Below are 15,183 nucleotides of genomic sequence, written 5' to 3'. Positions count from 1 at the left end.
AAAGTGCAAGCCGGAGTTTTTACATGCATGTCACCTTGCTCCTGGCGGATCAGTGTTCCGCTGCCAGTGCCACCCTGGCCATGGAAATGCTCAGTGCGGCCAATCTGTTCGCGCAAAGCCCACCCTTCGAGGTGACGCTCGCGTCTCTGGACGGCCAGCCGGTGACGGTATGGGGTGGGCAATGCCTGCAGGTGCACGGTTCACTGGCGCAGATCGCGCACACCGACCTGGTGCTGATTCCCGGGTTTCTCTTTACCCTCAAGGAAGCCCTGCCGACGTTCGCCGCCTACGGCCCCTGGTTGCGTGAGCAACATGGGCAGGGCGCTGTGTTGGCTTCGATGTGCACGGCGGCCTTCATGCTGGCCGAGACGGGGTTATTGCACGGCTTGCGTGCGACGACTCACTGGGCATTTGCCGGGTTTTTCCGGCGTCGATATGCCCAGGTCAGCCTGGATGAGGGGCAGATCCTCTGCGAAGACAATCGCCTGATCACCTGTGGCGGCGCTACGGCGGCGATGGATTTGATGCTGCAGCTGGTCCGCCGTTTCGGTTCGCCGGAGCTGGCTCATACCTGCGGCAAGTATTTGCTGATCGATGCTGGGCGCACTGAGCAGTCGGCCTACGCGATGTGGTCGCTGCCCAAGAGCCACGGTGATGCGCAGATCCTGCGTGTGCAGCATTGGTTGGAGCAGCACTTTGCGCAGTCCTTGGTGATCGACGAGGTTGCCCAGCGCTTTGGCTTTGGGGTGCGTAATTTCAAGCGGCGCTTCAAGGAAGCCACGGGGTGTACGCCGATTGGTTATCTGCAGAGCCTGCGTCTGGAGCGTGCCAAGCAGATGCTTGAGTCGACACGGATGACGCTCGATAGCATTACGTATGCGGTGGGTTATGAGGACAGTAATTCGTTTAGGCGGTTGTTTCAGCAGCGGGTGGGGATGCTGCCGGCAGCGTATCGCAAGAAGTTTCTGACTGCCCCGTGATTAAACGGTGGGAGCCTGTCAGCCGACACCTCTCTACCTGACACCCCGCAGTCCAAATGTGGGAGCTGGCTTGCCTGCGATGACGGCCTACCAGCCGACACCCCTCTACCTGACACCCCAAGATCCAACTGTGGGAGCGGGCTTGCTCGCGAAGGCGGCCTGGCAGTCAACACAGTTGGATGGTGTACATATCGATTGCTGCGGTAACGGCCACCTAGGGTTCCGCTCTGACAGCGGGTCACTTTTGGAAGGACCCAAAAGTAACCAAAAGGTCCTCGCCCCACCACTCGGCACCTCGCTTGGGCTCGGTGTGCCCGCAATCCGCCAGTGATTTGGGGGGCCGCCGCCACGCGCCATCCATGGCGCGGGGCGGCTAAACCGGCATCCCTGCCGGTTTACCCCCCAAATCCCTGTCGAATTCCGGCCAGCGTGGTTTAACGGGGCGCCTGAGATCAAAAGCAGATCAAGATCAAGAGCGGCTCGCTTCGCATCGTGGTTACGGGGGGGCAGTGTGATAGAAATTGAAGACGAAAAAAAACCGGCTGATCAGGCCGGTTTGGGGTGTCCCGCCAACAGTGCGGGGTTATACGTGGGTGCTCAGCAAGCGCTCGGCACCGCCTTCAGCCAGGCCACGTTCTTGCAGGCGATCAGCACCGCCTTCAGCCAGACCGCGTTCTTGCAGGCGATCAGCACCGCCTTCAGCCAGACCACGTTCCTGCAAGCGATCCGCACCGCCTTCAGCCAGGCCACGTTCTTGCAGGCGATCAGCACCGCCTTCAGCCAAACCGCGTTCTTGCAGGCGATCCGCGCCACCTTCGGCAACGCGGGTTTCTATCAGGCGATCCGCGCCGCCTTCAGCGACAACCGGGTGGGCAAAAGCGTTTGCAGCGAGTACCGAGAAAGCGAGGCTAAGCAAGAGTTGGCGTTTCATGAGGGTGTGCTCCGAGTGTTTTAGTTGGGTGCCGTTTGGCATGGGTTTGATGTTACGCGTTGCATTTTTTAAGAGAACTTCATTGCGCTGATGGTGACTATCGACGCCAACGATGGTCCCGTTGGCGGGACCATCACTGCGGCCGTCATGGCATTTGCGGCAGTTCGTTGGGGCGCAGGTCAAACACCAGCACTTCGGCGTCTTCGCCATGGCTCAGGCGGATCTGGCGTTCGTCCCGTACACGTACACCGTCGCCTTCCTGCAAGCGCTGGCCGTTGAGTTCAATGCTGCCGCGCGCCACATGGACGTAGGCGTAGCGATCTGGCGCCAGTTCCAGGCGGGTACTTTCGTCAGCGTCGAACAGTCCGGCATACACCCGTGCGTCCTGGCGCACTTTCAGCGAACCGTTGGCGCCCTCCGGCGAGATGATCAACTGCAAGCGCCCACGTTTTTGCGCTTCAGTGAAATGCTCTTGCTGATAGCGCGGTTTGGCGCCGGCTTCGTTGGGCACGATCCAGATTTGCAGGAAGTGCACGCCATGACGCTGGCTATGGTTGAACTCGCTGTGGGCCACGCCGCTGCCGGCACTCATCAGTTGCACATCGCCGGGGCGGATCACTGAGCCGGTGCCCAGGGTGTCCTTGTGCTCCAGCGCGCCTTCGAGCACGTAGGAGAAGATTTCCATGTCGCGGTGCGGGTGCTGGCCGAAGCCTTTGCCTGCGGCGACGCGGTCATCGTTGATCACCAGCAGGTCGGAAAAACCCTGTTCCTTGGGGTTCCAGTAGTTGGCGAAAGAGAAGGTGTGGAACGACTTCAACCAACCGTGATTGGCGGCGCCGCGTTCGGAAGCTTTGCGAAGGGTCAGCATGGTCCAGTCCTCAAGTGAGCGCGGGCTGCGAGATGCAGGGCGCTTGCGTTGAGAAGAAGGTTAATGGTTAACAAATGATTGATTAAGAAGATGAAAATAGAATAACTGTCTCTTTCAGGTTGACAGTTAAAGTCGTGCCATAATGCCCGCCGCACTCCTTCTCGATGGACATTTCCCGCTTATGAAAACCGTGGCCATGGCGCTGTTCCCGGACTTCCTGCTGCTCGACATGGCCGGGCCGCTGGAAGTGTTTTCGATTGCCAACCGCTATCTGCCGGCGGCCGATCACTACCAGATCCTGACCATCGGCACCGAGCCCGGCCCGTTGCAGGCCTCCAATGGCGTGAGCGTGCAGACCGACCTGCTGTTGGAGCAGGCCCAGGCAGCTTATGACCTGCTGTTGGTGCCGGGCGGCCCCGGCGCCTATAACGAATGCCACCCCGCGTTGTTGCCCTGGCTCAAAGCGGCGGCGCCACGGGCTCGGCGTTTTGGCTCGATCTGCACCGGCGCTTTTGTGCTCGGCCACGCAGGTTTGCTCGACGGGCACCGCGTGACCACCCATTGGCACTACACCGAGCGGTTGATCAAGGCGTTTCCCAACGCCATTGTCGAGACCGATCGCATCTATTTGCAGGACGGGCGCCTGATCACCTCTGGCGGCGTCACCGCAGGTATCGACCTGGCCCTGTCGGTCGTGGCCCAGGACCACGGCAAGCAAGTGGCGGTGGATGTGGCCAAGGTGCTGCTGGTGGTGATGAAACGCCAGGGCGGCCAGGCCCAGTTCAGCCCGATGACTGCTGCCGTGGCGCCGCAAGAGACCCCGATCACCCGCGTGCAGAACCACGTGCTGGCGCATCTGGATCAACCCTTTACCATCGAGTCCATGGCCGAGCTGGCAGGCATGAGCGCGCGCCACTTTGCGCGGCTGTTCGCCAAGGACGTGCAGATGACGCCCATGGCGTTCCTGCAAGGCGCGCGTATCGACCGGGCCCGGCACCTGCTGGAAACCACCGACCTGCCGCTCAAGACCGTGGCCTTCCACGCAGGCTTTGGCAGCGTGCGGCATATGCGCTTTCTGTTCAGCGAAAAGCTCGGTTTGAACCCTACCCAATACCGACAACAGTTCAGTTAACGACAGCATGTCCGTCTCAGGCACCCGATTGTCCGTATCGCTCCCCGTGCCAGCATTGTCCTGTCATCGCCAACTGGCAAGATAGCGTCGAGCCCATGGAAAAAGGATGCGCAGGCACTCAAGCACGGGTGTTTCAGCGCTGTGACGGACATGCAAAATGCTACGGCGGTGAGCTTTGGCCCCTACACCTTTCATCGGCAGCAGCGCCTGGTCAGTAAGGCCGGCTGGCCGGTACCGCTGGGCGGGCGAGCCTTGGATATTCTTGCGGTACTGCTCGAAGCGCCCGGGCATTTCATCAGCAAGGCGACCTTGATCGAGCGGGTGTGGCCCAACAGCGTCGTCGAAGAGAGCAACCTGCGCGTGCACATTGCCGCATTGCGTCGCGCCCTGGACGGCCAACGCTGGATCCTCAATCACCCCCAGCGCGGTTACTGCTTCGCTGCGCCTGCGCAGGACGCGCTGCCGACGCTGCTGCCTCAGCACAACCTGGCGGCGCGGCTGAGCCCGGTGTGGGGGCGCGATGAACTGGTGGGCGTGCTGGCGCGGCGTTTGGCCGTGCAGCGGTTGTTGACCCTCACCGGCGTGGCCGGCATTGGCAAGAGCACACTCGCCCTGGCCCTGGCCGAGCGGGCATTGCCGCGTTATCGCGACGGGATATGGTGGCTCGACATGGCCGTTGTGCAAGCGCCGAGCGAACTGCTCGGCAGCCTCGCCAGGGTACTGCAGTTGCATTCGACGCCCGACAGTTTCAACGAACTGGGCCGGCGCCTGGCCTCGCGCCAGTTGCTGCTGATACTCGACGGCGCCGACCTGCTGCTGGGCGCGTGCCGGCAGCTGCTGCGTGCGCTGCGCGCGACGGCGCCTGGCATCAGCGTGCTGATCACCAGCCGCGAAGCCTTGCTGGCCCCTGGCGAGTGGGTGCTGCGCGTGCCTCGGCTGGCGGTGCCGTCGCCGTCGGCCAATGTCGAACAGGCGATGGCCTGTCCTGCGGTGCAACTGTTCGTGGCGCGCGCGCGTGCCAATCAGCAGGGGTTTAATTTGCGGCCCCAGGATTTGGCGCCGCTGCGCGACCTGTGTCGGCGCCTGGACGGCCTGCCGCTGGCCCTGGAATTGGCGGCCGCCCAGGTGGATGCGTTGGGCATCGGCGGTGTGCAAATGCAAGTGCGCACGGGCTTGCAAGTGCTGGCCCGAGGTCGGCGCACGGCGGTGGAACGTCATCGCTCACTCACCGCGGCCCTGGATTGGAGCTACGAGCGCCTGAGCCTGCCGGAGTGCTGGCTGTTTCTGCAATTGAGCCTGTTCAAGATGGCGGTCACCTTACCTGGCCTGAGTGACATGGTGGCCGGTACCGAGCTTGAACATGCCGACCTGTCTTACCTGCTGGCACGCCTGGTCAACGTCTCGTTGCTGAGCGTCGAGCCCGGCCTGGGCCCAGCGCGCTATCGGCTGCTCAACTGTGTGCGCAGCTACGCTTTGGGGCAACTGCGCGACCCGCGTCAGGTCGAGCGTTTGCAGCAAGGCTACGCGCCTTGCCTGGGCGCGTTCTCAGGCCGGCCGTTTGTCCTGCAACTCGTCGAGCAGGCAGCGCACGCGCAGTAGATCCTGGGTGTCGAAGCCTTCGCTGAAGCGTGCATGGATTGAACCGAGCAAATCCCTGGCGAGCTGAATGCGCCCCTGCTGTTGCCACAATTGCGCCAGGGATTCGCCGCAGCGCAGCTCCCAGGCCAGGGCACCTTGCTGGTGCGCCAGGCCTAGCGCTTCCAGCAGCAGGGCTTCGGCGGCGTGCTCATCCTCTAGCTGCAAGGCGTACACCCGCACAATCTCCGGGGCGCACCAGCCCGCCGCGCCACTGCGCGCGCGCTCCAGGGTGGGCGCATCCACCGCATGGGTACCGAAGGTGATCAAGGTGTCCTGGATCAGGCCCAGGCCTTGCCAATCCGGGTGGCCAAGAATACCGGCGTAATGCCCGGCCCAGGTCTGGAACAACTGCACCGAATGCTGGTGCGACTGCTCCAGCAGCAGCCGTTGCAGGGCTTGGGCATCGTCTTCGGCGCCGTTGTAGCGGGCGATCACCACCCCGGCCAGGGCCAGGGTGTAGCAGATCGAGGTGCCGTGGTTGATCTGCAGCGCCAACTCCAATGCCTGGCTGGCGGTGCGCCAGGCGCGATCGGCAAAGCCTTGCAACCACAGGATTCGCGCCAGCACGGTCAAGGAGGCGACGCTCTGGTCGTATTGCACGCCTACCCCGAGGGCAAAGCGGTTCACGTGACCGCTTTGGGACATACGCTGCAGCACCTGCTCGGCGTGGTGCCGGGCAAGGGCTTGGTTACCGGTGTAATGCTGGCCCAGCGCACGCAGCCGCTGGGCGCTCAGGTCCAGCAACGGCTCGTTGCGTGGGTCGAGGCGTTCGAACTGCACGCTCAGCTCCTGCGCTGGGCCATAGCGCCCGGCACACAGGTTCACCGCCATCAGCCCGGAGACCGCACGCAACTGGCCGGCACGATCCTGGCGCGCCTCGGCCAGACGTGCGGCCCCCTCGAATGCTGCAATGGTCCGAGGCGCAGCGCCCATGGCGTGATAGGAGAGGCTGCCCAGGGCCAATTGCAGTTGCAGGGTCAATTGCGCGCAAGGCGCGGTGACCTGATCGATCAGCGCCAGCGCCTGATCCACATAGCCGCCGTGTTCACGCAGCAACGACAGTTCTTGCCACAGGGGCATTGCGCTGACCGTCAGGCGGATAGCCAGCAACTGCGCACCGCTATCGGCAAAGCCCCAGTCGAGAGCGGCGCGCACGTCTTCGCGCAGCGGTGCATAGCGGTCGATCCACGGCTGCGTGGCGATCAAGTCCCAGTCGCCCTGGGCCTGTTCCATCAGCGCCAGGCAGCGTGCAGCGTGGCGCTCTCGCGTGGCATGCAGCTCGCAGGCCTGGCTGAGCTTTTCCAGGGCATAGGTGCGGGTGATGTCCAGCAGGCGATAGACCATTTCGTCATCGCTGGCCTCCACATTCAACAACGACTTGGCCACCAGTTGCGTGATGGAGCCCAGCACTTCGGCGGGGGCCACTTGCTCCCCGGCGATCACCGCCGCTGCGCTGACCAGGCTGAAGCCGCCACGGAAGACCGCCAGGCGGCGCAGGCAGATTTGTTCGCACTCGGTGAGCAGGTCAAAGCTCCAGTCGAGCGTGGCGCGCAGGGTCTGCTGGCGGGGCAGGGCAGTGCGTCGCCCGCGGGTCAGCAGGCGAAAGTTGTCTTCCATCTGCACCAACAGGCCCGGCAAGCCAAACCGTTCGATTTGCGCGGCCACCAGTTCGATGGCCAAAGGAATGCCGTCCAGGCGCTGGCAGATATCAATCGCCAGGGGTAGTTCAGCGTCGCTCAGGGCAAAGCTCTCCTGGTGGGACATGGCGCGCTCGATCAGCAATTGCATGGCCGGGTAACCCAGGGCCTGGGCGCGGTTGCCGGTGGCGGGCGGGCAGGCCAGTGGTTCAAGGCGCTGCACATACTCACCTTCGGCGCGCAGGGCTTCGCGGCTGGTGGTAAGGATGTGCAGGTGCGGTGCATGGCGCAGCAGGGTTTCACTGATCAGGGCGATGTCGTCGAGCAGGTGCTCGCAGTTGTCGATCACCAGCAGCATCTGGCGTGCCTGCAGGCTTCGGGCGAGGCTGGCCAGGGCCGTATTTTCGCCCGGTGTCAGGCCGAGCAGGGCGGCCAGGTTGGGCAGGATCATGGACGCTGCACTGAGCGGCGCCAGGTCCAGCAGGTGAATACCGTCGCGGTAATGCCCGATCAGCAATTCGGCGACGCGCAAGGCCACGGTGGTCTTGCCGATGCCACCGGCGCCGGTCAGGGTGATGAAACGTTGCTGCGGCAGTTGTTGCACCAGGGCGTCGATCAGCGCTTGGCGGCCGATCATGCGTGTGCGGCGCAGGGGCAGGTTATGGCTGGGGCGTTGGGGCGCACCGTCGGTGGGCAGCGTCATGGGTTCGATGCTCAGTGGCGCAACAAAACTGTAGCCGCGCTGGGCGACCGTGACGATATAGCGCTGCCCGGCCTGGCCGTCACCCAGTGCCTTGCGCAACGCCGCCATGTGCACCCGCAGGTTGCCGTCTTCCACCACGCTTTTGGGCCAGACCCGTGCGATCAACTCCTGCTTGCTCACCACATTGCCGGCGTGCTCCAGCAGGATCAGCAGGATGTCCACCGCCCGCCGCCCCAGGCGCAGCGGGCGGCCGGCCTCCAGCACCAGGCGCTGGCGCGGGTGGATGCGGTAGGGGCCGAAATGCACGGCCTGGTCGCTCAAGTCATTCATGGCTGCCCAGGTTCTGGAGGAAGAGAGCGGCCAGCATATTCCAGGTGCGCGCAGACCACTAGGCAGCGATCACATCAGGTTTGCTGCGCGAGTGGTGGTTTCGCCAGGTCATCGGGTTGACGCCTTCGCTGCGGGTGAACATATGACAAAAGTGCGCCTGGTCGCAAAAGCCGCATTCCAGGCTGATCTGCGTGAGGCTCAGGGACGAGCCGGTAATCAATTCCTTGGCGCGTTGGATGCGTTGCTGGCGAATCCATTCCTGGGGCGACAGCCCGGTGGTGCACTTGAAGGCGCGGGAAAAGTGGCTGCGCGACAAGGCGCAGGCCTGGGCCAGGTCGGCGATCGCCAGGCTTTCGCCGAGGTTGGCAAGGATCAGTTGCTTGGCGATGCGCTCACGCCGGGGGCACAGGCCACCGGTGGCGGGCAACCGGGGGGCATATTGCTCGAGTCGGGCCATGACAAATATCCGCAGTCGATGGGAACGTTCCCGGTGGATGGGTGCAGTGTAGACGCGCTTCATCTTGTTGCCGGGCTGCCTGGCTGACGAGTTAATCGTTGTTAATTTCGCCAGGTGCGGTGCTGGAAAAGACAGCACAGCTATGCAATCCCTGGCGTGCGGTGCATGCTTCCCTGGCCCCCTGGAAAACGTTTGGATAGCGCCCATGAACCGCAACGATCTGCGCCGTGTCGATATGAACCTGCTGGTGATTTTCGAAGCCTTGATGTTCGAGAAAAACCTGACCCGGGTCGCCGAAAAACTGTTTATCGGCCAACCGGCCGTGAGCGCCGCGTTGGGCCGTTTGCGCGATTTGTTCGACGACCCGTTGCTGCTGCGCAACGGCCGTGCCATGGAACCCACCGCGCGTGCACTGGCGATACTCAAGGAGCTGCAACCGGCCATGGACACCATCTCGGGCGCCGTCAGCCGTGCCAAGGATTTCGACCCTTCCACCAGCTGCGCGGTGTTCCGCATCGGCCTGTCCGATGATGCGGAGTTCGGGCTGTTTCCGTCGTTACTCAGCCGCCTGCGCGAAGAAGCGCCGGGCATCATCGTGGTGGTGCGCCGCGCCAATTACCTGTTGATGCCCTCGCTGCTGGCCAGCGGTGAAATCTCCGTGGGGGTCAGCTACACCACCGATTTGCCGGCCAATGCCAAGCGCAAGAAACTGCGCGATATCCCCTGCAAGGTCCTGCGCGGGGATGACGGCGAGGCGCCGCTGACCCTGGATGACTACTGCGCCAGGCCCCATGCGATGGTGTCGTTCTCCGGCGACCTGAGCGGCAATATCGACCTGGACCTGGCCCGCATCGGCCGCTCGCGCCGCGTGGTGCTGGCGGTGCCGCAGTTCAGTGGGTTACGGGCGTTGCTGGCGGGCACGCAAATTATCGCGACCGTGCCCGATTACGCCGCGTGCGCGTTGACCGAAGGCACACGCCTGCGCGCCGAGGACCCGCCGTTTGCGATTGATGCGGCGGAGCTGTCGATGGTGTGGAGCGGGGTGCATGACAACGACCCGGCGGAGCGATGGCTGAGGGGCAGGATTGCGGAACACATGGCCCGGGCGACGTAGCTTTGCCGGTAATTGTAGGAGCGAGCTTGCTCGCGAAAAACCTGAGGGCGCCACGTTGAACCAGTAAGCCCGCGTTATCGTTGAGGTTCTTCGCGAGCAAGAACTAGGCGTCCCCCTCGCTCCTGCAACAAGCCAAACAGCACATACATCCAATTCTCCCCACCGCTCAACGGCCAGACTCTCCCCATCGTTCAATACCCCGGGGAAGCACTCAGCCATGGATTCAACCGTCAACACCAGCCCCGACGAAGTCGTCACCCTGGTCGTCAAGCACCGGGTCAAACCCGGCTTTGAAGTCGAGTACGAAGCCTGGTTGCGCCGCATCGTGCGCATCGCGGGCGAACGCCCTGGGCACCTGGGTGTTGACGTGGTGCGCAGCCAGCAAAACGGCATGGCGCTGTTCACTTGCGTGCTGCGCTATAGCTCCACCAGCGCCCTTGAGCTGTGGCTCGGCTCCCCGCAACGCCAGGCCCTGATCGACGAAGCCGCGCCGATGCTGGCGGACGGCGACCAGACGGAAATCGGCGCGGCCAACGAATTCTGGTTCACGCCCCAGGCCGAGGGCGGTGCCAAACCGCCGCGCTGGAAGCAGGCGGTGGTCAGCCTGTTTGTGATCCTGCCGCAAACCTTGCTGCTGCCGTTTATCTGGGGGCCGATCCTGCGGTTGCACCCGTTTTTGTCCAATTACGTGGTCTCCACCTTCCTGGTCACCCTGACCATCGTGTTGCTGGTGGTGTACCTGCTGATGCCGGCGGCCACCCGCCTGTTCGCTCCCTGGCTTGAAGCCTCTGTAAAGGAAACCCTATGAACGCCGATCTGATTCTGTTCAATGGCCAGTTCCACACCGTGGACCGGGAAAACCCACGCGCCACCGCCGTGGCCATCCACCAAGGGCGCTTTGTCGCCGTGGGGACCGACGGCGAAGCCATGGCCCTGCGTGGTAGCGGCACCCAGGTCATCGACCTCAAGGGCCGCACCGTGATTCCCGGCCTCAACGACTCGCACTTGCACCTGATTCGTGGCGGGTTGAACTACAACCTTGAACTGCGTTGGGAAGGCGTGCCGTCCCTGGCCGATGCCTTGCGCATGCTCAAGGACCAGGCCGACCGCACGCCCACGCCGCAATGGGTGCGCGTGGTGGGCGGCTGGAACGAATTCCAGTTCGCTGAAAAGCGCATGCCCACCCTGGAAGAACTCAACCAGGCCGCCCCGGACACCCCGGTGTTCGTGCTGCACCTGTACGACCGCGCCTTGCTCAACCGCGCAGCCCTGCGGGTGGCGGGCTACACCAAGGACACGCCGAACCCGCCGGGCGGTGAGATCGTGCGCGACAGCAACGGTAACCCCACCGGCATGCTGGTGGCACGGCCTAACGCGATGATTTTGTACTCGACCTTGGCCAAAGGCCCGAAATTGCCCCTGGAATACCAGGTCAACTCCACCCGCCAATTCATGCGTGAACTCAATCGCCTCGGCCTGACCAGTGCCATCGATGCCGGCGGCGGTTTCCAGAACTACCCCGATGACTACGCGGTGATCGAGCAACTGGCCAAGGATCAACAGTTGACGGTGCGCATCGCCTACAACCTGTTCACCCAGAAGCCCAAGGAAGAACTCAGCGACTTCAAGAACTGGACCGGCAGCGTCACCCTGCACCAGGGCGATGACTACCTGCGCCACAACGGTGCCGGCGAGATGCTGGTGTTCTCGGCGGCCGATTTCGAAGACTTCCTCGAACCCCGCCCGGACCTGCCGCTGACCATGGAGCAGGAGCTGGAACCGGTGGTACGCCACCTGGTAGAACAGCGCTGGCCGTTCCGCTTGCACGCTACTTACGACGAGTCCATCTCGCGCATGCTCGACGTGTTCGAGAAGGTCAACCGCGACATCCCGTTCAATGGCTTGCCGTGGTTCTTCGACCACGCCGAAACCATCACCCCGAAAAACATCGAACGCGTGCGTGCCCTCGGTGGCGGTATTGCGATCCAGGATCGCATGGCGTTCCAGGGCGAATACTTTGTCGAGCGCTACGGCGCCAAAGCCGCCGAAGCCACGCCGCCGATCAAGCGCATGCTGGCCGAAGGCGTGCCGGTAGGGGCGGGCACCGATGCCACCCGGGTGTCGAGCTACAACCCCTGGACCTCGCTGTACTGGATGGTCAGCGGCCGTACCGTCGGCGGCCTGGAGCTGCACGCCGAGGGTTTGCCGCGCCTTACCGCGTTGGAGTTGTTCACCCACGGCAGCGCCTGGTTCTCGTCCGAGCAGGGCAAGAAAGGCCAGATCAAGGTCGGCCAACTGGCGGATGTCGCCGCGTTGTCGGCGGACTTTTTCAGTGTCGAGGAAGAAGCCATCAAATGGATCGAGTCGGTGCTGACAGTGGTCGGCGGCAAGGTCGTGTACGGCGCTGGCGACTTCGAAGACTTCGCACCGCCACGGGTACCGGTGCTGCCCGACTGGTCGCCGGTGGTCAAGGTGCCAGGGCACTGGCGCCCGACGTCGCCGATGCAGGCCCAGGTTCACCAGTGCAGCGGCCCTTGTGGCGTGCATGCCCACAGCCATGAAAAAGCGCGCCTTTCCAGCGTGCCGGTCAGCGACTTCCAGGGTTTCTGGGGGGCGTTCGGCTGCTCCTGCTTTGCTTTTTGAAAAACACCCCATCCCCAAAGGAGTTACCCATGACTTACAAGCGCTTGAACAAAGACGATGCTGTTGTGCTGTTGGTTGATCACCAGACCGGCCTGATCTCCCTGGTGCAGGATTTCTCCCCCAACGAGTTCAAGAACAACGTGCTGGCCCTGGCCGACGTGGCGAAGTTCTTCAACCTGCCGACCATCCTGACCACCAGCTTTGAAAGCGGCCCCAACGGCCCGCTGGTGCCTGAGCTCAAAGAACTGTTCCCCGACGCGCCGTACATCCCGCGCCCTGGCCAGATCAACGCGTGGGACAACGAAGATTTCGTCAAGGCCGTCAAGGCCACCGGCCGCAAGCAGATCATCATTGCTGGTGTGGTGACCGACGTGTGCGTGGCGTTCCCGACCCTGTGTGCCCTTGACGAAGGCTTTGAGGTTTTCGTGGTCACCGACGCTTCTGGCACCTTCAACGAAACCGTGCAACAAGCCGCCTGGGCACGCATGACCGCCGCCGGTGCACAACTGGTCAACTGGTTCTCGGTGGCCTGCGAGCTGCAAGTGGACTGGCGCAACGACATGGAAGGCCTGGCCAACCTGCTCTCGCCGCGCATTCCCAACTACCGCAACCTGATGAACAGCTACTCGGCGTTCGCTGCCAAGTAACCTGCTCTGTAAAACACCGCAAGACCCTGTGGGAGCTGGCTTGCCTGCGATGGCGGTATACCAGTCAACAGCATTGCTGGCTGATACACCGCTATCGCAGGCAAGCCAGCTCCCACATTTGATTGGGTTCACATTTGGTTTGTGGTGTGACCACTGACAGGCTATAAAACAGCCCATCGTCCCCTGAGAAGCGACAATGAACCCTTTCGAAGACATGCGCCTGTTCTGCCAGGTCATGGAATCCGGCAGTTTTACCGCCGCCGCCGAGCAATTGGGCTTGTCCAAGCAATTCGTCAGCCGCCGCCTGATCCAACTGGAAGACCGCCTGGGCGTGCGCCTGCTCAACCGCTCCACTCGGCGCCTGGACGTCACGCCGCTGGGCCAGAGTTACTACGAGTCGGCCTTGCGCCTGCTCGGTGAGGTGGAGCAAGTGGAGCAGGGCATCGCCGGCCAGAACAGCGAGCCGCGCGGCACCATTCGCCTCAGTGCGCCCTTGTCGTTCGCCATGGCGCACCTGGGTTGCCTGTTGCCGTTGTTCCTGCGCCAGCATCCGCAGGTCTGCGTTGAAGTCGACCTGAGCGACCGCCCGGTGGACTTGATCGGCGAGGGCTATGACCTGGTGCTGCGCATCGGCACCCTGGAAGATTCCACCCTGATCGCCCGGCGGATTGCGGCTATCGAACGGGTGTATTGCGCCAGCCCCGACTACCTGGCGCTGCGGGGTACGCCATTGAAACCCGAGGACTTAACGGCGCACGACTGCCTGCCTTACGGCCACGGCCGCCAGGTGCAATGGCGTTTCAAAGGCAAGTTGCAAGCCTTGAGCGTCAGCGGGCGCATGCGCGTCAATAACGGTGACCTGCTGCGCGATACCGCGATTGCCGGTTTGGGCGTTACCTATCTACCAACGTTCATTGTCAGCGAGGCCTTGAAGGACGGTCGTTTGGTCAAGGTATTGGAAGACTTTGCCCCTGAGGCCTTGACCCTGTCGGCGGTGTACCCGCAGCACCGCCAGAGTTCACGCCCGGTGCAAGCGCTGGTGGAGTTCCTGCGCGAACGCCTGGCTAGCGGCTGCTGAACAGTTGGCGGATCAGGTTGGGCGTGCTGCCCGTCCACCGCTTGAACGAGCGCCGAAAATTCGCCGCATCGTTGAAGTTCAGGTACGCCGCCACTTCCTCGTTACTCAAGCCCTTGGCCTGGTACAGGTGCAACGCCACGTGCTTGCGCACCCGGTCGACCTGTTGCTGAAATCCCGTGTCGTGCCGTTGCAACTTGCGCTTTAGCGTGGCCGGGCTCATGGCGAAGGTGTGCGCGGCCTGTTCCAGGCTCGGTGGCTGGCGCACGTGTTCGCGCAGGTAGCCGTAGAGGCAGTCCAGAAAGCTTGTGGCAAAGCCCAGTTGTTCGATTTGTTCAAGCGCTTGCTGGCGCGCAACCTGGCCCGCGGTGGCCGAAGCACCGGGCCAGTTGTGGGTGAGGTATTCACGGGGGAGGCACATCATGTCCAGCGGGCGTTCGAAGCGCGTGTGTTCGCCCAGATGCACCCAGTATTGCTCGACGTACCGGGGTTCGGCATGGCTGAAACTGCACACCCACGGCAAGCGCTGGCCGCTGAGCCAGTGGCTCATGGCGACCAGCGAAGTCATGCTGGCTTCCAGCAGAAAGCGCCAGTGTTCGCCAGCGCCGCAACTGTCCAACCAATACAGGTAAGCGTGATGCTCATCCAGCTCCAGTTGCAGCGTGGCCAGCGGGCTGAGCAGTACTTGTTGCTGGATCAGGATCTCCAGCGCCTGATGCAGGTTCTGTGCATGCCCCAGCGCATGACTGGCGGCGCCGTAGTAGCCGGGCAGCAGGCGCTGGCCAAACAGGAAACTGCTGTCATCGGCGTCCAGTAGTTTGCGGCTGTTGCCGATCAATCCCAGGAACTGCTGCGGGCTCAACCGCGCGTTGCCGGCCAGGATGTCTTCGTGGAACAGGCCGGTGCCGCGCAGCAGGCGATGGCTGTCGATGTCCCGGGACAAGCCCAGGTCGATCAACGTGGCGGGTTGATAATGACCGGGGATGAAGCGGCTGTCGTTTTCATACCAACGGGTTTTCACGGCCATT

The 15,183-nt window shown here is 63.1% G+C and carries 13 protein-coding genes; 9 read left to right on the top strand and 4 right to left on the bottom strand.

The genetic code is table 11. The features are described 5' to 3' along the window. The first annotated feature begins 23 nt into the window (after window positions 1–23). Both N2A98_RS14765 and N2A98_RS14760 read left to right on the top strand, forming a co-directional pair. Window positions 24–980: a helix-turn-helix domain-containing protein gene (locus tag N2A98_RS14765; protein WP_275622206.1), complete on the top strand. Its 957-nt coding sequence runs from the start codon at window positions 24–26 to the stop codon at window positions 978–980. A gap of 589 nt (window positions 981–1,569) precedes the next feature. Next, a complete protein-coding gene (locus tag N2A98_RS14760) occupies window positions 1,570–1,935 on the top strand; it encodes a hypothetical protein (protein ID WP_275622205.1) in 366 nt (121 codons plus the stop codon). Window positions 1,936–2,056: 121 nt separating this feature from the next. Here N2A98_RS14760 and N2A98_RS14755 read toward each other — a convergent pair whose 3' ends face one another. Then, on the bottom strand, window positions 2,057–2,779 hold the full coding sequence (locus N2A98_RS14755) for a pirin family protein (RefSeq protein WP_078803283.1): 723 nt from the start codon (window positions 2,777–2,779) through the stop codon (window positions 2,057–2,059). A 181-nt stretch (window positions 2,780–2,960) separates the two neighbouring features. Between N2A98_RS14755 and N2A98_RS14750 the strand changes: the two genes are divergently transcribed. Both N2A98_RS14750 and N2A98_RS14745 read left to right on the top strand, forming a co-directional pair. Next, the gene (locus N2A98_RS14750; RefSeq protein ID WP_038450439.1) at window positions 2,961–3,911 is read left to right on the top strand and encodes a GlxA family transcriptional regulator; all 951 of its coding nucleotides are present in this window, start codon (window positions 2,961–2,963) and stop codon (window positions 3,909–3,911) included. A 150-nt stretch (window positions 3,912–4,061) separates the two neighbouring features. Then, entirely contained in the window at window positions 4,062–5,510 is a 1,449-nt protein-coding gene (locus tag N2A98_RS14745) for a winged helix-turn-helix domain-containing protein (RefSeq protein ID WP_044269572.1), read from the top strand. Here N2A98_RS14745 and N2A98_RS14740 read toward each other — a convergent pair. Then, window positions 5,457–8,219, bottom strand: a complete 2,763-nt coding sequence (locus tag N2A98_RS14740; RefSeq protein WP_275622204.1) for a winged helix-turn-helix domain-containing protein — start codon at window positions 8,217–8,219, stop codon at window positions 5,457–5,459. The genes N2A98_RS14745 and N2A98_RS14740 overlap by 54 nt on opposite strands. Window positions 8,220–8,277: 58 nt before the next feature. Beyond that, window positions 8,278–8,676, bottom strand: a complete 399-nt coding sequence (locus N2A98_RS14735) for an AraC family transcriptional regulator (RefSeq protein WP_003191911.1) — start codon at window positions 8,674–8,676, stop codon at window positions 8,278–8,280. Between the two features lie 205 nt (window positions 8,677–8,881). On the opposite strand from N2A98_RS14735, the gene N2A98_RS14730 reads away from it, so the two are divergent. From N2A98_RS14730 to N2A98_RS14710, 5 genes are all read left to right on the top strand, one after another. After that, the gene (locus tag N2A98_RS14730; protein WP_003191909.1) at window positions 8,882–9,790 is read left to right on the top strand and encodes a LysR family transcriptional regulator; all 909 of its coding nucleotides are present in this window, start codon (window positions 8,882–8,884) and stop codon (window positions 9,788–9,790) included. Window positions 9,791–10,007: 217 nt separating this feature from the next. Beyond that, window positions 10,008–10,598 (top strand): antibiotic biosynthesis monooxygenase, encoded by a 591-nt coding sequence (locus N2A98_RS14725; RefSeq protein WP_034134487.1) that lies wholly within the window; start codon window positions 10,008–10,010, stop codon window positions 10,596–10,598. Next, on the top strand, window positions 10,595–12,433 hold the full coding sequence (locus N2A98_RS14720; protein ID WP_034134486.1) for an amidohydrolase: 1,839 nt from the start codon (window positions 10,595–10,597) through the stop codon (window positions 12,431–12,433). Before N2A98_RS14725 ends, N2A98_RS14720 begins: the two co-directional genes overlap by 4 nt. A gap of 29 nt (window positions 12,434–12,462) precedes the next feature. Then, window positions 12,463–13,080 (top strand): isochorismate family cysteine hydrolase YcaC, encoded by a 618-nt coding sequence (gene ycaC, locus N2A98_RS14715; protein WP_003191905.1) that lies wholly within the window; start codon window positions 12,463–12,465, stop codon window positions 13,078–13,080. 196 nt (window positions 13,081–13,276) lie between these two features. Next, window positions 13,277–14,158, top strand: a complete 882-nt coding sequence (locus tag N2A98_RS14710) for a LysR family transcriptional regulator (protein ID WP_078803279.1) — start codon at window positions 13,277–13,279, stop codon at window positions 14,156–14,158. Here N2A98_RS14710 and N2A98_RS14705 read toward each other — a convergent pair. Continuing rightward, a complete protein-coding gene (locus tag N2A98_RS14705) occupies window positions 14,145–15,182 on the bottom strand; it encodes an AraC family transcriptional regulator (protein ID WP_069557765.1) in 1,038 nt (345 codons plus the stop codon). The genes N2A98_RS14710 and N2A98_RS14705 overlap by 14 nt on opposite strands. Between the last annotated feature and the right edge of the window lies 1 nt (window position 15,183).

Source organism: Pseudomonas sp. FJ2-5-13, from assembly GCF_029201605.1.
GTDB lineage: Bacteria > Pseudomonadota > Gammaproteobacteria > Pseudomonadales > Pseudomonadaceae > Aquipseudomonas > Aquipseudomonas lactis.
This window is presented reverse-complemented; position numbering and strand designations above follow the sequence as displayed.